Source organism: Sphingomonas sp. PP-F2F-G114-C0414 (assembly GCF_003688595.1).
Classification (GTDB): Bacteria; Pseudomonadota; Alphaproteobacteria; order Sphingomonadales; family Sphingomonadaceae; genus Sphingomonas.
The window spans coordinates 226,255-248,095 of sequence record NZ_RCWT01000011.1; the positions used below are offsets into that span (position 1 = coordinate 226,255).

The 21,841-nt window shown below is 66.3% G+C and carries 15 protein-coding genes and 1 tRNA gene; 13 read left to right on the plus strand and 3 right to left on the minus strand.

The annotated features are described in order from the left end of the window. Nucleotides 1-62: 62 nt before the first annotated feature. The 4 genes from C8J47_RS10190 (at nucleotide 63) to C8J47_RS10210 (ending at nucleotide 6,356) form a co-directional block, all read left to right on the plus strand. On the plus strand, nucleotides 63-560 hold the full coding sequence (locus C8J47_RS10190) for a hypothetical protein (protein WP_107963779.1): 498 nt from the start codon (nucleotides 63-65) through the stop codon (nucleotides 558-560). 116 nt (nucleotides 561-676) lie between these two features. After that, on the plus strand, nucleotides 677-1,633 hold the full coding sequence (locus tag C8J47_RS10195) for an isopenicillin N synthase family oxygenase (RefSeq protein WP_121885576.1): 957 nt from the start codon (nucleotides 677-679) through the stop codon (nucleotides 1,631-1,633). A 312-nt stretch (nucleotides 1,634-1,945) separates the two neighbouring features. After that, nucleotides 1,946-4,720, plus strand: coding sequence for a DNA polymerase I (polA, locus tag C8J47_RS10205; RefSeq protein WP_121885577.1), 2,775 nt, complete (start codon nucleotides 1,946-1,948; stop codon nucleotides 4,718-4,720). A gap of 118 nt (nucleotides 4,721-4,838) precedes the next feature. Continuing rightward, nucleotides 4,839-6,356, plus strand: coding sequence for a lipopolysaccharide biosynthesis protein (locus C8J47_RS10210; RefSeq protein WP_121885846.1), 1,518 nt, complete (start codon nucleotides 4,839-4,841; stop codon nucleotides 6,354-6,356). On the opposite strand, the gene C8J47_RS10215 is transcribed toward C8J47_RS10210, so the two are convergent. Together C8J47_RS10215 and C8J47_RS10220 are read right to left on the minus strand one after the other, a co-directional pair. Next, nucleotides 6,353-7,669, minus strand: coding sequence for an Nramp family divalent metal transporter (locus C8J47_RS10215; protein WP_121885578.1), 1,317 nt, complete (start codon nucleotides 7,667-7,669; stop codon nucleotides 6,353-6,355). The genes C8J47_RS10210 and C8J47_RS10215 overlap by 4 nt on opposite strands. A gap of 226 nt (nucleotides 7,670-7,895) precedes the next feature. After that, nucleotides 7,896-8,519 carry a DNA-3-methyladenine glycosylase gene (locus C8J47_RS10220; RefSeq protein WP_121885579.1) on the minus strand — a complete coding sequence of 208 codons (624 nt, stop codon included), beginning with the start codon at nucleotides 8,517-8,519 and terminating at the stop codon, nucleotides 7,896-7,898. Between the two features lie 60 nt (nucleotides 8,520-8,579). Between C8J47_RS10220 and C8J47_RS10225 the strand changes: the two genes are divergently transcribed. Further along, complete coding sequence (locus C8J47_RS10225; protein ID WP_121885580.1) at nucleotides 8,580-8,897, plus strand: 2Fe-2S iron-sulfur cluster-binding protein; 318 nt, start codon at nucleotides 8,580-8,582, stop codon at nucleotides 8,895-8,897. A 166-nt stretch (nucleotides 8,898-9,063) separates the two neighbouring features. Here the strand turns inward: C8J47_RS10225 and rlmB are convergent, their stop codons facing one another. Next, nucleotides 9,064-9,807 carry a 23S rRNA (guanosine(2251)-2'-O)-methyltransferase RlmB gene (gene rlmB / locus C8J47_RS10230; protein WP_056055070.1) on the minus strand — a complete coding sequence of 248 codons (744 nt, stop codon included), beginning with the start codon at nucleotides 9,805-9,807 and terminating at the stop codon, nucleotides 9,064-9,066. Between the two features lie 161 nt (nucleotides 9,808-9,968). Between rlmB and C8J47_RS10235 the strand changes: the two genes are divergently transcribed. The 8 genes from C8J47_RS10235 (at nucleotide 9,969) to C8J47_RS10275 (ending at nucleotide 21,781) form a co-directional block, all read left to right on the plus strand. Then, nucleotides 9,969-10,055 (plus strand) — tRNA-Tyr (locus C8J47_RS10235). Nucleotides 10,056-10,249: 194 nt separating this feature from the next. Then, nucleotides 10,250-12,637 (plus strand): glycogen/starch/alpha-glucan phosphorylase, encoded by a 2,388-nt coding sequence (locus C8J47_RS10240; RefSeq protein ID WP_259467508.1) that lies wholly within the window; start codon nucleotides 10,250-10,252, stop codon nucleotides 12,635-12,637. Further along, nucleotides 12,634-14,796, plus strand: coding sequence for a 1,4-alpha-glucan branching protein GlgB (gene glgB / locus C8J47_RS10245; protein ID WP_121885582.1), 2,163 nt, complete (start codon nucleotides 12,634-12,636; stop codon nucleotides 14,794-14,796). Before C8J47_RS10240 ends, glgB begins: the two co-directional genes overlap by 4 nt. A gap of 87 nt (nucleotides 14,797-14,883) precedes the next feature. Beyond that, complete coding sequence (gene glgC / locus C8J47_RS10250; RefSeq protein WP_082471019.1) at nucleotides 14,884-16,146, plus strand: glucose-1-phosphate adenylyltransferase; 1,263 nt, start codon at nucleotides 14,884-14,886, stop codon at nucleotides 16,144-16,146. A 211-nt stretch (nucleotides 16,147-16,357) separates the two neighbouring features. Next, nucleotides 16,358-17,803: a glycogen synthase GlgA gene (gene glgA, locus C8J47_RS10260; RefSeq protein ID WP_121885584.1), complete on the plus strand. Its 1,446-nt coding sequence runs from the start codon at nucleotides 16,358-16,360 to the stop codon at nucleotides 17,801-17,803. Further along, entirely contained in the window at nucleotides 17,800-19,419 is a 1,620-nt protein-coding gene (locus C8J47_RS10265; RefSeq protein WP_121885585.1) for an alpha-D-glucose phosphate-specific phosphoglucomutase, read from the plus strand. Before glgA ends, C8J47_RS10265 begins: the two co-directional genes overlap by 4 nt. Beyond that, a complete protein-coding gene (treA, locus tag C8J47_RS10270) occupies nucleotides 19,419-20,948 on the plus strand; it encodes an alpha,alpha-trehalase TreA (RefSeq protein ID WP_220683368.1) in 1,530 nt (509 codons plus the stop codon). Before C8J47_RS10265 ends, treA begins: the two co-directional genes overlap by 1 nt. After that, the gene (locus C8J47_RS10275) at nucleotides 20,945-21,781 is read left to right on the plus strand and encodes a CoA ester lyase (RefSeq protein WP_121885587.1); all 837 of its coding nucleotides are present in this window, start codon (nucleotides 20,945-20,947) and stop codon (nucleotides 21,779-21,781) included. Before treA ends, C8J47_RS10275 begins: the two co-directional genes overlap by 4 nt. The last annotated feature ends 60 nt before the right edge of the window (nucleotides 21,782-21,841 follow it).

A 21,841-nucleotide genomic window follows, 5' to 3' on the forward strand; every position in this document is an offset into this window, starting at 1 on the left:
ATTGCGCGATACGTCGACGCCTCCTATCTGTATTGTCAGAACAATACACTTCGGAGACAGTCATGATCCGTCCGCTCTTTACCGCTGCTGTAGGCCTTACCAGCGTGCTCGCTTTGTCCGCCTGCGATCGCTCGAACGAAGGCGCATCGGTCTCGATCAACGCCGATGGCGGGAACGTGCTCGGCGCGATCAACGGTGAGACCGGCGAGATGAAGATCGACGTGCCGGGCTTTCAGGGCTCGGTGAAGCTGCCGAAGATCAAGATCGACACGAGCAATTTCGATCTCAACGGCGTGCGCCTGTATCCGGGGTCGTCCATCAAGACGCTCAACATCGTCGGCGACGACAAGGCGGGTGGATTACGCGTCGCCTTCGCCAGCCCGGCAACACCCACTATCGTCCGCGACTGGTTCGCACAGCGGCTCGGCAAGGTCGGCTACCAGGTCCATCCCGAGGGCGCGAACCTGATCGGCACGACCGACGAGAACAAACCCTTCCGCCTCGAACTCGCGCCCGACGGAAAGGACAAGGCGACCGGCACGATCGTCATCAGCGGCTAGTCTACGATCGCGCGCCCAAGGAGAGGATTGAAATCTCGCCCCACCCTAACCCAGGCATTTGGCACGCCACCCCCGATCGCCTATATCGGGCATCCCCCAAACCGGACACGCACCCCATGCTCGATACGCCCGCCGCCCAGGTCCCGACGCTCAGCCTTGCCACGCAGGATACCGACCCCGACGGTTTCGCCGCCGCGTTCGGCGAATCCTTAGAGCGGTTCGGCTTCGCGATCGTCGCCGACCACGGCATCCCCGCCGACCTGATCGAGCGCGCCTGGGCCGAGACCAAGCTCCTGTTCGACCTCCCCGAGGACGAGAAGCGCGGCTATCATATCCCCGGCGGCGGCGGCGCGCGCGGCTACACGCCGTTCAAGACCGAGATCGCCAAGGATGCCAAGGTCGTCGACCTCAAGGAATTCTGGCACGTCGGCCGCGAACTCCCCGAGGGTCATCGTTACGCGGACACGATGGCCCCCAACGTCTGGCCGACGCGTCCCGAAGGTTTCAAGCCGGTCTTCCTCGAACTGTTCGCCGCATTCGACCGCGCCGGCGACAAGCTCCTCTCGGCGATCGCACGCCACCTGAAGCTCAAGCCCGACTGGTTCGACCCGGCGGTGAAGGACGGCAACAGCATCCTCCGCCTGCTCCACTACCCGCCGATCCCCGCCGATGCGGAAGGCGTCCGCGCCGGCGCGCATGAGGATATCAACCTCATCACGCTGCTGCTCGGCGCCGAGGAAGCCGGGCTCGAACTGCTCGACCGCGCGAACGGCCGCTGGCTGTCGATCAAGCCGCCCGAGGGCGCGATGGTCGTCAACGTCGGCGACATGCTCCAGCGGCTGACCAACAACGTGCTGCCCTCGACCACGCACCGCGTCGTCAACCCGCCCCCCGAACGCCGCGGCCACTCGCGCTATTCGATGCCGTTCTTCCTGCACCCCGCGCCGGACTTCCTGATCGAGACGCTGCCGGGGACAATCACGCCGGACAATGCGAACCGCTATCCGACCCCGATCACCGCGCATGACTACCTGTACGAACGGCTGGTCGAGATCGGGCTCATCAAGAAGTAGAGGCAGCATGTTTCCCCGCGAAGGCGGGGACCCAGACTGGGCTCCCGCCTTCGCTGGAGAACAAGGAAGCGCTGGCACTGACCACTGCACCACCCCGGCGAAGGCCGGGGCCCAGTTGGAAAGGTTGCAGTAACGACACGCATCGCTTCGTTATCACCGTCCCCCAACTGGGCCCCGGCCTTCGCCGGGGTGGCGGTTCGTTATGGGGACACGATCGTACCACATCCCTCCACCGCTTTTCTCCCCACCTGATACCCAACAACCACGCTTCGCCCATTGGTGCGGGCCCCCGCATCCGCTAGACCGCGCGCGATGCCCCATCTCTATCTCGTCGACGGCTCCGGCTATATCTTCCGCGCCTATCACCGGCTGCCGCCGCTCACCAACAAGCATGGCGAGCCGGTCGGTGCGGTGTACGGCTATACGACGATGCTGTGGAAGCTCGCGGACGAGGTCCACGCAGCAGATGGCCCGACGCACATGGCGGTCATCCTCGACAAGTCCTCGAGGACCTTCCGCAACGATCTCTACGACAAGTACAAGGCGCAGCGCCCTCCCCCGCCCGAGGATCTCGTCCCCCAGTTCCCGATGATCCGCGACGCCACGCGTGCGTTCAGCCTCCCCTGCATCGAGACCGAAGGCCTAGAAGCGGACGACATCATCGCCTGCTATGCGAAGGCAGCACTCGCCCAAGGCTGGGAAGTCACGATCGTGTCGTCCGACAAGGACCTGATGCAGTTGATCGAGCCCGGGCTCGACATGTACGACACGATGAACAACCGCCGGCTCGGCGCGGAGCATGTCGCGGAGAAATTCCACGGCGTCTCCCCCGCGCAACTCGGCGACGTGCTCGCGCTGATGGGCGACAGTGTCGACAACGTGCCTGGCGTCCCCGGCGTCGGCCCCAAGACGGCGGCGAAGCTGATCCTAGAACATGGCGATCTCGAATCCGTGCTCGCCGCCGCCGATGGCATGAAAAAGGGCAAGCTGCGCGACAATCTGATCGAGCATGCCGAGATGGCGCGGCTGTCGAAGGTACTCGTCACGCTCAGATGCGACGTCGCGCTGCCCGAGCCGCTCGAGGATCTCGAACTCAAGGGCATTCCCGACGCCCCCTTGCGGGCATTCCTGGAGCATCACGGCTTCAAGTCGCTGATCGCGAAGCTTTCCGCGGTCGCCGAAGCCCCCGTCGCGGAACCGGCAAGCACGGCCGAATTCGACGAGGACGAGCCCTGCAAGCACGACGACTATGAAACCGTCGTCGACGAAGCCGCACTCGATCGCTGGATCACCGTCGCCCGCCATCAAGGCTGGATCGCCATCGACACCGAGACCACCGGCATCGACGCGACACGCGCCGATCTCGTCGGCGTGAGCATGGCGCTGCATCCGAACCTCGCCTGCTACGTACCTATCACGCATGGCGGCACTGATTTGCTCGCGGAAAACCCGGTCCAGCTGGATCGCGCGCTTGTGCTAGAGAAACTGAAGCCGTTGCTGGAGGATCCGAGCGTCCTGAAGATCGGCCACAACCTCAAATACGACATGATCGTCCTCGGCCGCGCCTATGCGTCCACCGGCGGCGTGCAGATCGCGCCGTTCGACGACACGATCGTGATGAGCTTCGATCTCGACGCCGGGCTGCACGGCCACGGCATGGACGAACTCGCCGCCACGCACCTCTCGCACAGCTGCATCGCGTTCAAGGACGTCGTCGGCACCGGCAAGACGCAGCGGACCTTCAACGAAATCGACCTGAAGGCCGCGACCCGCTACGCCGCCGAGGACGCCGACGTCACGCTCCGCCTCTGGCGCCGGTTCAAGCGCCGCCTCCCCGCCGAAGGCTCGACCCGCGTCTACGAGATGGTCGACCGCCCGCTCGTCCCCGTCATCGCGCAGATGGAGATGCACGGGATCAAGGTCGACGCCGCCAAACTGTCGAAGCTCTCGACCGAGTTCGCCGGTCAGATGGCGAGCCTGGAAACCGAAATCCACGCGCTCGCGGGCGCACCCTTCACGATCGGCAGCCCCAAGCAACTGGGCGACGTGCTGTTCGAGAAGATGGGCATCAAAGGCGGCCGAAAGGGCAAGTCGGGCGTCTATTCGACCGACGTCAACGAACTCGAGCGGATCGCGGCGGACAAAGATTCGCCCGGCGCGGTGATCGCCCGGAAGGTGCTCGACTGGCGCCAGTTGTCGAAGCTGAAATCGACCTACACCGACGCGTTGCAGGCGCAGATCAACCCGGCGACGGGCCGCGTCCACACGTCCTACTCGCTGACCGGCGCGCAGACCGGCCGGCTGTCGTCGACCGACCCGAACCTCCAGAACATCCCGATCCGCACCGAGATCGGCCGCCAGATCCGCGACGCGTTCGTGGCCGAGCCCGGCAACGTCATCCTCGCCGCCGATTACTCGCAGATCGAGCTGCGGCTGGCCGCGCACATGGCCAACGTCCCCGCGCTGAAAGCGGCGTTCGCAAACGACGACGACATCCACTCGCTGACCGCACAGGAACTGTTCGGCGAGGTCAACCGCGACACCCGCGGCCGCGCGAAGACGATCAACTTCGCGATCCTCTACGGCATCTCGCGCTGGGGCCTCGCCGGTCGCCTCGACGTTTCGGCGGACGAGGCTCAAGCGATGATCGACCGCTATTTCGACCGCTTCCCCGGCATCTCGAACTACATCGTCGAGACGACTGAGAGCGTCCGCGCGAGCGGCTACACCACCACGCTGTTCGGGAGAAAAACCCACTTCCCGAGAATTCGCTCGAAGATCCAGCACGAACGCCAAGGCGCCGAACGCGCCGCAATCAACGCGCCGATCCAGGGGACGAGCGCCGACATCATCAAGCGCGCGATGGTGCGGATGGGGCCGGCGTTGCTCGAAGCGGGTCTGCCCAATGTCCGCATGCTCCTCCAGGTCCACGACGAGCTCGTGTTCGAACTGCCGGAGGGTGACGTCGAAGCGGCCAAGCCGGTGATCGAGCAGGTCATGGCCAATGCGGCGCTCCCTGCGGTAACGCTCGACGTCCCACTCGGCATCGAAATTGGCACCGGCCTTAGCTGGGGAGCGGCACATTGAACGCGCAGGGCGGCAGCCGGCCACGCCCGGCTGACTCGCACAAGCGCGGCCGGCGGAGCCTTTGCTCCGACCGACGACGCGTCTTTGCCGCGGCGCGACCCGCGAACGGCGCGGCATCGTGACCGAGGCCACGCAGGATATCGACACGCTCGCCAAGGGCGGCCGCACCAATATCGCCGGCTTCGTCCTCCGCCTTGCCGCGCGTATCCCGTTCCTGTTCATCGCCGGCCGCATCTACGGCCCTGACCTCGTCGGCCGCTTCGCGATCGCGGTCGTGGTGGTCGAACTCGCCGCGCTTCTCGCCACACTCGGCCTGAAACGCGGTCTCGCGCAGGCGCTCAGCAGCGCGGATCGCCCGCACGCCAACGTCGTGTGGGACGCGATGGCCGTGGCGTTTGTCGCCTCCCTCATCGCCAGCGCGGTCCTCTGCACCTTCCCGCAGATCATGTATCCGAACAGCGCGATCACCGGGCTCGACCGGTTCCTGCCGCTGATCATCGTCGCGATCGCCTGGTCCGACGTCAGCCTCGCCGCGCTCGCCTACCGCCTCAACGTCAAGGCCGCCGTCACCGCCCGCGCGGTAGTCGAGCCTTGGACGATCTCGATCGCGGCCTGGGCATTCTCCTATTTCACGGTCCGCGATGGTCTCGTGCTGAGCTACGTCGCATCGATGACCGCGGCGCTGATCGCCAGCCTCGTGCCGTTCCTACGCAGCTACGGCGTGCCGCGGGGTTGGAAACCCCAGCTCCGCCCGCTCTACGCGCTCGCCCGCGCCAACGTGCCGCTCGCCGGCGCGGACATCCTCGAATGGGGCAGCCGCAACGTCGACCGCTTCATTCTCGGCGTGATGTTCGAGCCCAAGGTCGTCGGTATCTATTACATGGCACAGCAGGTCGCGAGCCTGCCGCAGAAGCTCAAGACGAGCTTCGACCCGATCCTCGGCCCCGTCATCACGCACAGCCTGGCGATCAACGACCGTGCCGCGATCGCCAACCAGGTCCGCCAGGTCGCGTTCTGGATCATGGCCGCGCAAGGCGGGCTCGCGCTGATGGGCTCGATCCCCGGCGAAGCGGTGATGGGCGTGGTCGGCCCGCAGTTCGTCGCCGGCACCGCAGCGCTCGCGTTCCTGCTCACCGCCGAAGTGCTCGCGTCGACCGGCGCGGTCAGCGAATCCGCGCTCGTCTACATCGCCCGCCACCGGAACCTGATGATCTCGGCGGCAATGCTCGCGTTCCAGGTTGGCCTGAGCTTCGCACTGATCTTCACGATCCGGGCGCTGGGCTACCCGGTCAATTACCAGGCGGCAGGTCCGGCGATCGCGCTGATGCTGTCGGTAGGCCTCACGTCGATCATCAAGTCGAAGCTGCTCGGCCATCTCCTCGGGACCAGCGTCTCGCCGTGGCGCTGGCCGTTGATCTGGGCCGCACTCGCCGCGATCGTCGTTGGTGGCGCGTTCACCGCGCTGCCCAAGCGCTACGAATGGGTCGAACTGGCCATCGGCGAACCCGCGATCGCCGCGACCTATCTCTACATCCTGTGGAAATACGCGTTCGGCCCCGCCGACCGCGCGCTGTTCGCCAAAAAGCCAAAGGCCGAAGATCCGTCCTTGCCCAATGCGGGCGCGCCGGTCGCCTAGAGCATTCCGTACAGCAGCGTGCCGTTCAGCCCGATGATGACCGCGGCGATCACCCACGCGAGGACCTTAAGCCAGGCCGGGCTGACCAGCTCGCCCATGATCGTGCGGTCGCCGGTGAACTTGACGAGCGGCACCACCGCGAACGGGAGTTGCAGGCTGAGTACGACCTGGCTCAGCACCAGCAGTTTCGTCGCCCCCGCATCACCTGAAGCACCGACCACGAACACCGCGGGCACGATTGCGAGCAACCGCGTCACCAGCCGCCGCGCCCAGACCGGCATGCGCAGGTTGAGGAAACCCTCCATCACGATCTGACCGGCGAGCGTGCCCGTCACCGTCGAGTTCTGCCCCGACGCCAGCAGCGCGACCGCGAACAGCACGCTCGCCGCGCCCATCCCCAGCATCGGTGCGAGCAGCTGGTACGCCTGGTCAATCTCGGCAACGTCGGTCCGCCCGGCGACGTGGAAGGTCGCCGCCGCCAGGATCAGGATCGCCGCGTTGATGAAGAAGGCGAGCCCCAGCGCGACGGTGCCGTCGATCGTCGCCATCGTGATCGCGTCGCGCTTGCCCGCGGTGTCCTTGGCGAAGGCGCGGGTCTGGACGATCGACGAATGGAGATACAGATTGTGCGGCATCACGGTCGCGCCGAGAATGCCGATCGCGATGTAGAGCATCGCCGGGTTGGTGACGATCTGCGTCGTCGGGACGAGCCCGCCGAGCACGCCCCCCCATTCGGGCCGCGCAAGGAACAGCTCGAAGACGAAGCAGCCGGCGATGATCACGAGCAAGGCGACGACGAACGCCTCCAGCTTGCGGAACCCGAAGCGTTGCAGCGCGAGGATCAGGAACACGTCGAGCGCGGTGAGCACGACGCCGTAGACCAGTGGCAGGCCGAACAGCAGCTTCAGCGCGATCGCCGTGCCGAGCACTTCGGCAAGGTCGCAGGCGATGATCGCGATTTCGCACAGGAACCAGAGCGCGACCGAGACCGGCTTCGAATAATGCGCGCGGCAGGCCTGGGCGAGATCGAGCCCGGCGACGATGCCGAGGCGTGCGGACAGGGCTTGCAGGACCATTGCCATCAGGTTCGACAGCAGGACGACCGACAGCAACGTGTACCCGAACGCGGAGCCGCCGGCGATGTCGGTCGCCCAGTTGCCCGGATCCATGTAGCCGACCGCAACGAGATACCCCGGCCCCACGAACGCGAACAGCCGCCGCCAGAAGGACGCGCCTTCGGGGACGACGACGGTTCGGTGGCTCTCGGCGAGCGAGTTGGCGAAGCCGGACGCGGGGAGATCGGGGGCTGACATCGGGGGGTGCTTTGCCGGAACGAGGGAAAGGGGACAAGGCGTGGCTGGCGAGTCGGGCGACAATGCACGCACCTCCATCCCGTCGCCCCAGCGAAAGCTGGGGAATCCCGGTTGGGGGGTATCGCGATACAAATGGAGAGATCCCAGCTTTCCTTGGGCCGACGTGTGCGTGGTTACACAACGAATATATGGGAAGCGTCTCCCCTCCCTGGAAGGGAGTAGAAAGTCAGATGACCTTCATGTCCGCCTGGTAATGATGCCACGCGAAGATCGCCGCCGCGCCGCGGTGCGGGCGCCAGGCCTCCGCCACTTCGCGCGTCAGTTTCTCGCTTGGGCGCGTCTCGTGGCCCAATATCCGCCCGACCTCGATCTGGATCGCGAGGTCGCCCGCCGGCCAGATGTCCGTCCGCCCTTCCGCGAACAGCAGGTAGATCTCCGCAGACCAGCGACCGATCCCCTTCACGCGAACCAGCGCGGCGATCGCCTCCTCGTCGTCCTCGGGCAAGTTGGTCAGGTCGAGCCGGCCGCTCGTCACCTCGTCTGCAAGGCTGCGTGCATAGCCGAGCTTCTGGCGCGACAGGCCGGCGCTCTTCAGCAATTCGTCGCTGGCGGCGGCGATCTTCGCCGGGTCGCCTGCGCCGCCGACCACCGCGTCGAGCTTGTTCCAGACCGCCGCGGCCGAGGCGACGCTCACCTGTTGCCCGACGATCGTCCGCAACAACGTCGCAAAGCCGCGCTCGCTGATCCGCGGCGCGGGGTGGCCGGCATTGCCGACCGCGACCGCGAACGCCGGCTCGATTTCGCACAATGCCGCCATCGCTGTTTCGAGTTGGTCGGCGCTCAGGCCCATGATGCTTGATCCCGGGCGCACGCAACGGCATGACCGCACGAAGATTTTTCGGAGAATGACATGCCCAAGCTTATCGTCGTGACGCGCGAAGGGGAAGAACGCGAGATCATCGGCGAGGCGGGCCTTTCGGTGATGGAAGTCATCCGCGACGCCGGGATCGACGAAATCCTAGCGCTGTGCGGCGGCTGTTGCTCGTGCGCCACCTGCCACGTCCATGTCGACCCGGACTTTGCGGGCAAACTGAAGCCGATGGGGCCGGACGAGGACGATTTGCTCGATTCGACGAGTGATCGTGACGAGTTTTCGCGCCTGTCGTGCCAGATCGAGCTGACCGACGGCTTGGATGGCTTGAAGGTCCGGATCGCCGAAGAGGACTAATTCCGCATGTCCCTCGCCCCTCCGGGGAGAGGGAGGGAGGAGCCGTAGGCGACGGAAGGGAGAGGGGCTGTTGGGATGGAACGTCCCGAGCCTCACTCCCCTCTCCCTTCCCACCGCAAGGGCGGCGGGCACCTTCCCTCTCCCCAGAGGGGCGAGGGAGTTCAGGTCACCGTGTGGTGATGGCGTACAACGCGATCGCCGCAGCGTTCGAGACGTTCAGGCTTTCCACCTTCTCCGAGATCGGCAGTTTCGCCAGCTCGTCGCAATGCTGCTCGGTATTCTGCCGCATGCCCTCGCCCTCGGCGCCGAGCACGATCGCGATCCGCTGCGTGCCCATCGCTTCCGACAGCGTCTGCGTCGCGTGGCCGGTTAGCCCAATCCGCCAGAAGCCTGCCGCAGCGATCTCTTCCAGAGCGCGCGCCAAGTTCACCACCCGGATCCACGGCACGCTCTCAAGCGCACCCGAAGCCGCCCGAGCGATCGTCCCGGACTCCGGCGGCGCATTCCGATCCGGCGTAATGATCCCCAGCGCATCGAACGCCGCCGCCGAGCGCAAGATCGCGCCGACGTTATGCGGATCGGTCACGCCGTCGAGGATCACCAGCGGGCGGTTGTCGTCCTTGCCATGCTCGAGCAGGTCGGCGAGCCACATGTCCTCGAGCGGCTCTACCTCGATCACCACGCCCTGATGCGGCGCATCGCCCGGCACCAGCCGCGCCAGATCCATCGCCTCGGCATAGGTCACCGGCACGTCGGCCGGCAGGTCGAACCCGGCCAGCGCCTCGCGCGTGCCGAGGATTTTGCGCACCGTGCGCTCCGGATTGGCGAGCGCCGCGCCCACCGCGTGCTTGCCCCAGAAGCGGGGGCGGCCTGCCGGTGCCTTGCTCGGCCTGTGTCCCTTGCGTGCCATATTCGCTCTCTATCGTGTCTGTGTATGCCGCGTCCTTGTCGGCATTCCGCTCCCGCGGCAACTATGAACCACGAAACTTCGCAAAACCCGCGTTGACAGGCGGGGCGCGCTTCGCCATTGAGCCGCCTCGCTCGAAAGAGCGGCGCTTGCAAAAGCGGCCTGGACAGGTGGCCGAGTGGTTAAAGGCAGCAGACTGTAAATCTGCCGGAGTTTCTCCTACGTAGGTTCGAACCCTACCCTGTCCACCACCGCCCCCGCGCGGTGATGGATCATCCCGAATTCAAGACATTGATCGGCAACATTCTTTTCCGTCTCGGGAAGGAAGTCCGCGTGACATCGGCTCGCGGACGGCTAGGATCGCCGCGACCGTAACGATTTCGGAAACCGCGTGACCTCAGATCCTGCCGTACAGCCGCCCGTTCAAGCACCCGTCTTCCAGGATCTGGCCGACTCGATCCTCGACACGCTCGTCCACCGCATCGGCAAGGATGCGCAGGCCGCCCGCCCCCACGACTGGCTCGCCGCGACGATCCTGACCGTCCGCAACGACATCGTCGAACGCTGGATGGCATCGACCAAGGCAGCGCACGCGGCCGGCGCCAAGCGCGTCTATTATCTCAGTCTCGAATTCCTGATCGGCCGGCTGCTGCGCGACGCGGTGACCAATCTGCAGCGCAACGACGAAGTCACGCAGGCGCTGAAACTCCACGGCGTCGACCTCGCCGAACTCGAGGAAATCGAGCCCGACGCAGCGCTCGGCAACGGCGGCCTCGGTCGGCTCGCCGCCTGCTTCATGGAGAGCATGGCGAGCCTCGCGCTGCCCGCCTACGGCTACGGCATCCGCTATGTGAACGGCATGTTTCGCCAGCGGATCGACGATGGCTGGCAGGTCGAGATGCCCGAGAACTGGCTCGCACACGGCAATCCCTGGGAGTTCGAACGCCGCGAGAGCGCCTATTTCGTCGGCTTCGGCGGCGAAGTGACCGCGGCCGACAACGGCCAAGTCCACTGGAGCCCATCCGAGGCAGTCGAGGCCACCGCCGTCGACACCCCCGTCGTCGGGTGGCGCGGCAAGCACGTCAACACGCTCCGCCTGTGGACCGCCCGCGCGTTCGATCCGATCAAGCTCGACCGCTTCAACGCTGGCGATTTCTCGGGCGCACTTGCCGATCAGACGCGCGCCGAGACGCTCACCCGCGTCCTCTATCCCAACGATTCCACCGCGGCGGGGCAGGAACTACGTCTCCGCCAGGAATATTTCTTCTCGTCCGCGTCGATCCAGGACATCGTCCGCCGTCACATCCAGTATTTCGGCGACATCCGCACGCTGCCAGACAAGGCCGCGATCCAGCTCAACGACACGCATCCCGCGGTGTCGGTCGCAGAGCTCATGCGGCTGCTGATCGACCACCACGAATTCGCGTTCGACGAGGCGTGGAAGATCACGCGCGCCACCTTCGGCTATACCAACCACACGCTGCTGCCCGAGGCGCTGGAGAGCTGGCCGCTGCCGCTGTTCGAACGCCTGCTGCCTCGGCACATGCAGATCGTCTACGCGATCAACGCCAAGCTACTGCGCGAGGCGCGCGGCACAGACGGCATCGACGACCGCGCGATCGCCGCGATCAGCCTGATCGACGAGGGCGGAGAGCGGCGCGTGCGGATGGCGAACCTCGCCTTTGCCGGCTCGCACAGCGTCAACGGCGTCGCCGCGCTCCACACGCAGCTGATGAAGAAGACGGTCTTCGCCGATCTGCACAAGCTGTATCCGACGCGGATCAACAACAAGACGAATGGCATCACGCCGCGTCGCTGGCTCCAGCAATGCAACCCCGGCCTCACCACGCTGATCCGCGATGCAATCGGCGACGGCTTCCTCGACGATGCCGAAAAGCTGGTCGATCTGGATGTTTTCGCCGACGATTCCGGTTTCAGGGAGCGCTTTTCGAGCGTGAAGCGTTCGAACAAGGTGGCACTGGCTAATCACATCAAGGAGACGATGGGGCTCCGCGTCGACCCCGAGGCGATGTTCGACGTCCAGATCAAGCGCATCCACGAGTATAAGCGCCAGCTGCTCAACATCATCGAGACGGTCGCGCTCTACGACCAGATCCGCAGCCATCCCGAGCGCGACTGGACGCCTCGCGTGAAGCTGTTCGCGGGCAAGGCGGCGTCGAGCTATCACAACGCGAAACTCGTCATCAAACTGGCGAACGACGTGGCGCGGAGGATCAACGCGGACCCTTCCGTCGGTGGCCTGCTGAAGGTCGCGTTCCTGTCCAATTACAACGTGTCGCTGGCGGAGAAGATCATCCCCGCCGCCGACCTCAGCGAGCAGATCTCGACCGCCGGGCTCGAAGCATCGGGCACCGGCAACATGAAGTTCTCGATGAACGGCGCGTTGACGATCGGCACGCTCGACGGCGCGAACATCGAGATCAAGGACCGCGTCGGCGACGACAACATCTTCATCTTCGGCATGACCGCGGACGAGGTCGAGGCGAAGCGCGCCAACGGCTATGATCCGCGCAGCGTCATCGACGGCTCGAACGAACTACGCCAGGCGGTGTCGGCGATCGCGTCCGGCGTGTTCTCGCCCGACGACAAGACGCGCTACGCCGGGCTGATGGGCGGGTTGTACGAGGGCGACTGGTTCATGCTCGCCGCCGATTTCGACAGTTATGCCGCCGCCCAGCGCGCGGTCGACACGCGCTGGAACGACCGCGACGCGTGGGTCGCCTCGACCGTCCGCAACGTCGCGCGCGTCGGCTGGTTCTCGTCCGACCGCACCATCCGCGAGTACGCGCGGGAAATCTGGACGGTGATGTGAAGCCACCCGAAGGCGCCATCGTTGCCCTCCTCGAAGGGCGTCACGACGATCCGTTCTCGCTGCTTGGCGTCCACAGCGGCCCGACCGGTGTGTTCGCGCGCGTCTGGCTGCCCGGCGCGGACAAGGCCGAGGCACATGCGCTCGACGGCACCGCGCTCGGCACCCTCCCCCGGATCGACGATCGCGGCCTGTTCGAGGGTCCGATCAATGGCACGCAACAGCCGGTCAAATACCACGCCGAGGCGGGCGACACGTCGTGGTGGGTCACCGACCCCTACAGCTTCGGCCCCGTGCTCGGCCCGATCGACGACCTGCTGATGGCCGAGGGCACGCACCGCCGCCTTCACGACAAGATGGGCGCGCATCTGATCGAGCACGAAGGCGCACACGGCGTCCACTTCGCGCTTTGGGCCCCCAATGCGCAGCGCGTGTCGGTGGTTGGCGACTTCAACGACTGGGACGGCCGCCGCCACGCGATGCGCAAGCGCGGCGACGTCGGCGTGTGGGAGATCTTCATCCCCGACATCGCCGAATACCGCGCCTACAAGTTCGAGATCGTCGGCCCGGACGGCCAGCTGCAGCCGCTCAAGGCCGACCCGTTCGCGTTCGCGGCCGAACTCCGCCCCGCCAACGCCTCGATCACGCGGAAACTCGCGCACGACTGGGCCGACACCGATCACCGCAAACACTGGGCCTCGGTCGATCCACGCCGCGTGCCGATCAGCATCTATGAGGTCCACGCCGGCTCGTGGGACCGCGATGCCGACGGCTGGTTCCTGACCTGGGACGCGCTCGCCGACCGCCTGATCCCGTACGTGGTCGAGATGGGCTTCACACACATCGAATTCCTGCCGATCAGCGAACACCCGTACGACCCGAGCTGGGGCTACCAGACCACCGGCCTCTACGCGCCATCCGCGCGCTTCGGCGACGTCGATGGCTTCGCGCGGTTCGTCGATGGCGCGCATCTCGCCGGAATCGGCGTGCTGCTCGACTGGGTCCCGGCGCATTTCCCGACCGACGCGTTCGGCTTGGCGAAGTTCGACGGCACCGCGCTGTATGAACACGAAGATCCGCGGCTTGGCTTCCACCCCGACTGGAACACCGCGATCTACAATTTCGGGCGGCGCGAGGTGACGTCGTTCCTCGTCAACAACGCGCTGTTCTGGGCCGAGCGCTATCACATCGACGGCCTGCGCGTGGATGCGGTCGCGTCGATGCTGTACCGCGATTACTCGCGCAAAAGCGGCGAATGGATCCCCAACGCGGACGGCGGCCGCGAGAATTGGGAGGCCGTCGCGTTCCTCCGCGACATGAACCGCAAGATCTACGGCCAGCACCCCGGCGTGTTCACGATCGCCGAGGAATCGACCTCGTGGCCCGGCGTCTCAGCGCCGGTAAGCGACGATGGCAAGAGTGGCGGCTTAGGGTTCGGGTTCAAGTGGAACATGGGCTTCATGCACGACACGCTGCAGTACATGGCGCGCGATCCACTGCACCGGAAGCACCATCACGGCGAGATCAATTTCGGTCTCGTCTACGCGTTCAGCGAGAACTTCGTCCTGCCGCTCAGCCATGACGAGGTCGTCCACGGCAAGGGCTCGCTGCTGACCAAGATGCCCGGGGACGACTGGCAGCAATTTGCCAACCTGCGCGCTTATTACGCGTTCATGTGGGGCTATCCGGGCAAGAAACTGCTCTTCATGGGCCAGGAATTCGCGCAGCGCCGCGAATGGTCGGAAGCGCGCGCGCTCGACTGGGATCTGCGCAACTCCCGCAGTCATGGGGGCATCCGCAACCTCGTCCGCGATCTCAACACCGTCTACCGCGAGAAGCCGGCGCTCCATGCGCGCGATTGCGAGGCGGAAGGGTTCGAGTGGCTGGTTGCCGACGACGCCACCAATTCGGTGTTCGCGTGGTTGCGCAAGGCCCCCGGTGCAAAGCCGATCGCGATCGTCGCCAACATGACGCCGATCGCCCGCGCGCCCTACCGCGTGCCGCTACCGCTCGACGGCCGCTGGTGCGAGATCATCAACAGCGACGCGCACGACTATTGGGGCAGCGGGCTCGGCAATCTCGGCGGCGTCGTCGCGAAGGACGGTGCGGCCTGGGTCACGCTGCCCCCGCTTGCGACGATTATGCTCGAATACGAAGGCTGATCGAGTTCGAAGACCGATCCGGCGCAACGACGGAACAACCCGCGGGTGCCGGGAGGTTATACCACCGACGATTATGGAGAGATTACGATGGTAGAACGGCGAGGACAGCCACTGGCGCGCGACGCGATGGCGTATGTGCTGGCCGGCGGCCGCGGCAGTCGCCTGATGGAGCTGACCGATACGCGCGCGAAACCCGCGGTGTATTTCGGCGGCAAGGCGCGGATCATCGATTTCGCGCTGTCCAACGCGATCAACTCGGGCATCCGCCGGATCGGCGTCGCGACGCAGTACAAGGCGCATTCGCTGATCCGCCATTTGCAGAGCGGCTGGAACTTCCTGCGCTCGGAACGCAACGAAAGCTTCGACATCCTGCCCGCGTCGCAGCGCATCAGCGAGTTCCAATGGTACGAGGGCACCGCCGACGCGGTCTACCAGAACATCGACATCATCGAGAGCCACGCGCCCGAATACATGGTCATCCTGGCGGGCGACCACATCTACAAGATGGATTACGAGCTGATCCTGCAACAGCATTGCGAGACCGGCGCAGACGTCACCATTGCCTGCCTCGAAGTGCCGCGGATGGAGGCGGTCGGCTTCGGCGTGATGGCCGTCGATGAGCACGACAACGTCACCGCGTTCGTCGAGAAGCCCGCCGATCCGCCCGCGATCCCCGGCAACCCGGACATCGCGCTGGCGTCGATGGGGATCTACGTCTTCCATACCAAATTGCTGTTCGACGAACTGCGCCGCGATGCCGAGACGCCCGGCTCGTCGCGCGATTTCGGCAAGGATATCATCCCGTACCTCGTCAAGCACGGCAAGGCGGTCGCGCACCGCTTCTCCGACAGCTGCGTCCGCTCGGGCAGCGAAGTCGACGCATACTGGCGCGATGTCGGCACCGTCGATGCGTATTGGGAGGCGAACATCGACCTCACCGATGTCGTACCCAAGCTCGACCTTTACGACCGCAGCTGGCCGCTCTGGACCTATTCGGAGGTCACGCCACCCGCCAAGTTCGTCCACGCCGACGACGGCCGCCGCGGCGAGGCGGTGTCGAGCCTCGTCTCGGGCGACTGCATCATCTCCGGCTCCTCGATCCACCGCAGCCTGATCTTCACCGGCACGCGCGCGCACAGCTACTCGATGCTGGATCAGGCCGTGATCCTCCCGCACTGCGTGATCGGCCGCGGCGCGCGGTTGTCGAAGGTGGTCGTCGATCGCGGCGTAGAAATCCCCGACGGCCTGGTCGTAGGCGAGGACGCAGAATCCGACGCCCAACGCTTCCGCCGTACCGACAACGGCGTCGTGCTTGTAACCAAATCCATGATCGACCGGCTGACGGCGTGACGACCAACGCAAATCCTCCCCGGCACGGGGAGGGGGACCGTTCGCCATCGGCGAAGGGTGGAGGGGGCTCACCGCAAGCGTACCTTCTGCGACCGCAAGCGTACCGGCCGCCAACGCAAGCGGACCTTCTACGATCGAACACGGACCATCTGCGGAAGCCCCCCTCCACCATGCGATGCATGGTCCCCCTCCCCGTGCCGGGGAGGATTTGATGCGTGTCCTCTCCGTCGCCTCCGAAGCCTACCCCCTCATAAAAACCGGCGGTCTCGCAGACGTCGTCGGCGCGCTTCCGGCCGCGCTGGCGCCGCACAACGTCGCGCTGACCACCTTCCTCCCCGGCTACCCAGCCCTCGCCGCCGTCACGAAGCGCGCCAAAGTCGTCCACCGCTACACAGACCTCCTCGGCACCGAAGCCCGTATCCTCAAGACGAAGATCGGCAACCACGCGCTGCTGGTCCTCGACGCCCCCGCGCTGTTCGCCCGAGGCGGCGGCCCGTACGGCGACGCGACTGGCGCGGACTGGTCCGACAACTGGCGCCGCTTCGCCGCGTTCAGCCGCACCGCCGCGGATCTCGCCTCGGGCGCAGTCCCCGGCTACGACTTCAACATCCTCCACGCGCACGACTGGCAGGCGGCGATGGCCCCCGCCTACCTGCGCTACGCCCCCGGCCCCGGCGTTTGCGCCAAGACGGTCGTCACGATCCACAACATCGCGTTTCAGGGCCGCTACGGCCACGACATCTTCGCCGACCTCGCGCTCCCTGACGAAGCCTTCGCGCTCGACGGCGTCGAATATTACGGCGGCGTCGGTTTCCTGAAAGCCGGGCTCGAAGCCGCCGACGCGATCACCACCGTCAGCCCGACCTACGCCGCGGAAATCCGCCGCGGCGAGTTCGGCATGGGCCTCGAAGGCCTCATCAACGACCGCGCCGGCCGCGTCACCGGAATCGTCAACGGCATCGACCCCGCCGTCTGGAACCCGGAGACCGACGCGTCGCTCCCCGCCCGCTACACCGCGCGTACGCTTTCCCGCCGCCGCACCAACAAACGCGCGATCGAAACCCTGTTCGGCCTCGACGTCGGCGACGGCCCGATCTTCACCGTCATCAGCCGCCTCACCTGGCAAAAGGGCATGGATGTCCTCGCCGACGCACTCGACGAACTCGTCGCGCTCGGCGGCCGTCTCGCATTGCTCGGCTCCGGCGACACCGCCCTGGAACTCGCTTTCCTCGCCGCAGCCGAACGCCACCCCGGCCGGATCGGAGTCCGCATCGGCTATGACGAGCCCGTCTCGCATCTGCTCCAAGGCGGTGCCGACGCGATCCTTATCCCGTCGCGGTTCGAACCGTGCGGCCTGACGCAACTTTACGGCCTCGCTTACGGCTGCATCCCCATCGTCGCGCGCACCGGTGGGCTCGCCGACACCGTGATCGATGCGAACGAAGCCGCGATCGCCGCGGGGGTCGCCACCGGCATCCAGCACGACGGTGTCACGCCCGAAGCGCTCAGCCACGCGCTACGTCGAACGATGGCCCTCTATGCACGCCCCGATCGCTGGTCCATGTTGCAGCGCAACGCGATGCGCGCGGACTTCTCGTGGGACGAGAGCGGCCGCCGCTACGCAGACCTTTACGCAAGCCTGATGGGGACCGCATGATCCGCACCGTATCGACCACGCCGTATACCGACCAGAAGCCCGGTACCTCAGGCCTGCGCAAGAAGGTGAAGATCTTCCAGCAGCCGAACTATGCCGAGAACTTCGTCCAGAGCGTATTCGACGTCGTCGCGGACAAAGCCGGCGCAACGCTGGTGATCGGCGGCGATGGCCGTTTCCTCAATCGCGAGGTCATCCAGGTCGCGATCCGCATGGCGGCCGCGAACAGCTTCGGCCGCGTGATCGTCGGCCGCGGCGGCATCCTCTCGACCCCCGCCGCCAGCCACATGATCCGCAAGCGTGGCGCGATCGGTGGGCTCGTCCTCTCGGCAAGCCACAATCCAGGTGGTCCCGACGAGGATTTCGGGATCAAGTACAACATCGCCAACGGCGGCCCCGCCCCTGAGTCCGTGACCGACGCAATCAATGCACGCACGCTCGAGATCGACCGCTGGCTGACAGTCGACGCCGACGACATCGACCTCGACCGCGACGGCGAGATCACGGTTGGCGATATGCCGGTCGAGGTCGTTGACCCGGTCGAGGATTACGCCGCGCTCATGGAGACGCTGTTCGACTTCGACGCGATCCGTGCCGCCAAGCTGACCATGGCGTTCGACGCGATGAGCGCTGTCACCGGTCCCTACGCGACCGAGATCCTCGAACGCCGCCTCGGCTTCGCGCCCGGCACCGTCCGCAACGGCGAGCCTCTCCCTGACTTCGGCGGCCACCACCCCGATCCCAATCTCGTCCACGCGCACGCCTTGTACGAGACGATGATGGCGCCGAATGCGCCCGATTTCGGCGCCGCGTCGGACGGCGACGGCGACCGCAACCTGATCATCGGCAAGCACCGCTTCGTCACCCCCTCGGATAGCCTCGCGATGCTGGCGGCCAACGCGCACCTCGCGCCGGGATATGCAGCCGGCCTCAAGGGCATCGCCCGTTCGATGCCGACCAGCGCCGCCGCCGACCGCGTCGCGGAAGCGCTCGGCATCCCCGCCTACGAAACCCCGACCGGCTGGAAGTTCTTCGGCAATCTGCTCGACGCCGGCATGGCGACGATCTGCGGCGAGGAAAGCGCCGGCACCGGCTCCGACCACGTCCGCGAGAAGGACGGCCTGTGGGCAGTCCTCCTGTGGCTCAACATTCTCGCCGTCCGCGGTGAGAGCGTCGACACGATCGCCCGCGATCACTGGTCGAAGTTCGGCCGCAATTACTATGCTCGCCACGATTACGAAGGCGTCGAGACCCCGCGCGCCGACGCGCTGATGACCGCCCTTCGCGCGAGCCTCGCCACCCTCCCCGGCCAGCAATTCGGCGACCTCACCGTCGAGACCGCGGACGAGTTCGCCTATACCGACCCGACCGACGGCTCGATCAGCCGCAACCAGGGCGTCCGCATCCTGTTCGAAGGCGGTAGCCGCGTCGTGTTCCGCCTGTCGGGCACCGGCACCACCGGCGCGACGTTGCGCGTGTACCTCGAACGCTACGAGCCCGTCGGCGGCGACCTCGACCGCGACACCGGCGAGATGCTTGCCAGCATCATCGCCGCTGCGGAGTCGATCGCGAGGATCGCCGAGCATACCGGCCGCACAGCGCCGGACGTCGTCACCTGATGCGCCGCCTCGGCCTGCTCGCGCTCTCATCGCTGCTGATCGCGGCGTCGCCCGCGCCACAGTCGCCGGCCCAGTTATTCGGCGCGCTCTACAAGGCCGTCCAGATGCGCGGGCTGTTCCCGGACTCGAAGACCTTCGCCGATGCGACGCCGAAGCGTCCGGCAAAGGCTATCATCGCCGACTACGCCAAATGCCGCTGCAACGGGGAGCCGGAACTACGCAAATTCGTCGATCAGAACTTCACGATCCCGCCTACCCCCGCTGCGTCACCTTCCACCGAACGGCTGTCGCTCAAGGCGCACATTGACGCACTCTGGCCACAACTCACGCGCACGCAGACCAGTGTCCCCGCCGGCTCGTCCGCGCTGACCTTGCCGAAGCGTTATGTCGTCCCGGGCGGTCGCTTTCGCGAGATGTATTACTGGGACAGCTATTTCACGCTGCTCGGCGTCCAACGCTCCGGCCGGCAGGATCTGGTCGAGGACATGGTGGTCGATTTCGGCAGCCTGATCGACCGCTACGGCCACATCCCCAACGGCACGCGCACATACTACCTCAGCCGCTCGCAACCGCCGGTCTTCTACCTGATCGCCGGCCTCTCGCGCGATCCCAGGACGCTCGCCACCCGCACCCGCCAGCTCCGCGCGGAGCACGCGTTCTGGATGGCCGGCGCCGACACGCTCAAGCCCGGCCAGCAATCGCGCCGCGCCGTGCGCCTCCCCGACGGCGCGCTGCTCAACCGCTATTGGGACGACCGGGCGGATCCGCGCGACGAGAGTTATCGCGAAGACGCCGAACTCGCCGACCGTACGCCGTCGCGCAACCGCGGCGAACTCTTCCGCGATCTGCGCGCGGCGGCGGAAAGCGGCTGGGACTTCTCCTCTCGCTGGCTCGCCGACGGCCGCACTCTCGCCACCATCCGCACCACGCGGTTCGCGCCGGTCGATCTCAACAGCCTGATGGTCGGCATGGAGCAGGCGATCGCCGCGAATTGCCGGGCGCTCGGCGACACCGCGTGCGCAACGTCGTACACCGCCCAAGCGACCGCCCGCGCCGCCGCGATCCGCCAGCATTTGTGGAACGGCCGCTTCTTTGCCGACTACGACCTCGACACCAACCGCGCGAACGACTTCGCGAGCGCGGCAATGGCGTTCCCGCTGTTCTCCAGGATCGCAACACCCGAGCAGGCCGCGAAAACCGCCACTGCCCTGCGCCCATTCGTCGGCGAAGGCGGCCTCCGCACGACGTTGATCGGCAGCGGGCAGCAATGGGACGACCCCAATGGCTGGGCCCCGCTCCAGTGGATCGCGGTCGAAGGCCTGCGCGGCTACGGCGAAACCGGCTTAGCCGCGCAGATCACCAAAGCGTGGCTCGCGTCGGTCGACCGCGAATATCAGGCGAGCGGCAAGCTGCTCGAGAAATACGACGTGGTCGAGCGCAAGCCCGGCGGTGGCGGCGAATATCCCAACCAGGACGGCTTCGGCTGGACCAACGGCGTCACGCGGGCGCTAATGGCCGGTCGGCCATGACGCTCCGACGACGCCGCAGTGCGCTCTACATGCCCGCCTCGAACGCGCGGGCAATCGCCAAGGCTCGAACGCTCGCGTGCGACGTCGTCATCCTCGATCTGGAGGATGCCGTCGCCCCCGACGAAAAGGCCGCGGCTCGCAATCGCGTCGTCGAAGCAGTGCGCGTGGGCGGGTTCGGCGCGCGAGAACTGGTCGTGCGGGTCAACGGTCTCGACACCCCCTGGTATGCCGACGACATCGCCGCGATCTACGCGAGCGGCGTCGATGCAGTGCTCGTCCCCAAGGTCTCGTCGGTCGCTGACCTTACGCGAGTCCGCGCATCGCTCGGCGAAGACGGCCCGCCGATCTGGGCGATGATCGAGACCTGCGCGGTGATCCTCGCGCTCCCCTCGCTCTCCGCAGCAGCAGCCGAAACGCAACTCACCGCGCTGATTGTCGGCACCAACGACCTCGCCAAGGAAATGCGCTGCCGGCTCGGAGCCGATCGCATGCCGCTGATCCCGGCGCTCACAGCAACGATCATGGCCGCCCATGCTGCCGGCATCGTCGCGCTCGACGGCGTCTGCAACGCGCTGGATGACCCGACCCGGTTCGCGGCCGAATGTACCCAAGGGGCGATGCTAGGGTTCGACGGCAAGACGCTGATCCACCCCTCTCAGATCGATGCGGCGAATGCCGGGTTCGGGCCGAGCGAGGAAGAGTTGGCATGGGCACGAACGATCGTCGCCACGTTCGCGAAACCGGAGAATGCCGACAAGGGGGCCATCCGCCTCGATGGCCAGATGGTGGAGCGCCTGCATCTAGCCGAGGCTGAAGCAACACTGGCTCGCTGACGCACCGACAAGCACGGTCCGCAAATACCGCCCGTCATCCTGACGAAAGTCAGGATCCAG

Bases quoted from the DNA above. Each gene is read 5' to 3' on its own strand.
- glgA (WP_121885584.1), top strand. From the start codon at position 16,358: ATGCGTGTCCTCTCCGTCGCCTCCGAAGCCTACCCCCTCATAAAAACC.
- C8J47_RS10265 (WP_121885585.1), top strand. From the start codon at position 17,800: ATGATCCGCACCGTATCGACCACGCCGTATACCGACCAGAAGCCCGGT.
- rlmB (WP_056055070.1), bottom strand. From the start codon at position 9,807: ATGGCACGCAAGGGACACAGGCCGAGCAAGGCACCGGCAGGCCGCCCC.
- C8J47_RS10195 (WP_121885576.1), top strand. From the start codon at position 677: ATGCTCGATACGCCCGCCGCCCAGGTCCCGACGCTCAGCCTTGCCACG.
- polA (WP_121885577.1), top strand. From the start codon at position 1,946: ATGCCCCATCTCTATCTCGTCGACGGCTCCGGCTATATCTTCCGCGCC.
- C8J47_RS10190 (WP_107963779.1), top strand. From the start codon at position 63: ATGATCCGTCCGCTCTTTACCGCTGCTGTAGGCCTTACCAGCGTGCTC.
- C8J47_RS10215 (WP_121885578.1), bottom strand. From the start codon at position 7,669: ATGTCAGCCCCCGATCTCCCCGCGTCCGGCTTCGCCAACTCGCTCGCC.
- C8J47_RS10225 (WP_121885580.1), top strand. From the start codon at position 8,580: ATGCCCAAGCTTATCGTCGTGACGCGCGAAGGGGAAGAACGCGAGATC.
- C8J47_RS10220 (WP_121885579.1), bottom strand. From the start codon at position 8,519: ATGGGCCTGAGCGCCGACCAACTCGAAACAGCGATGGCGGCATTGTGC.
- C8J47_RS10275 (WP_121885587.1), top strand. From the start codon at position 20,945: ATGACGCTCCGACGACGCCGCAGTGCGCTCTACATGCCCGCCTCGAAC.
- glgC (WP_082471019.1), top strand. From the start codon at position 14,884: ATGGTAGAACGGCGAGGACAGCCACTGGCGCGCGACGCGATGGCGTAT.
- treA (WP_220683368.1), top strand. From the start codon at position 19,419: ATGCGCCGCCTCGGCCTGCTCGCGCTCTCATCGCTGCTGATCGCGGCG.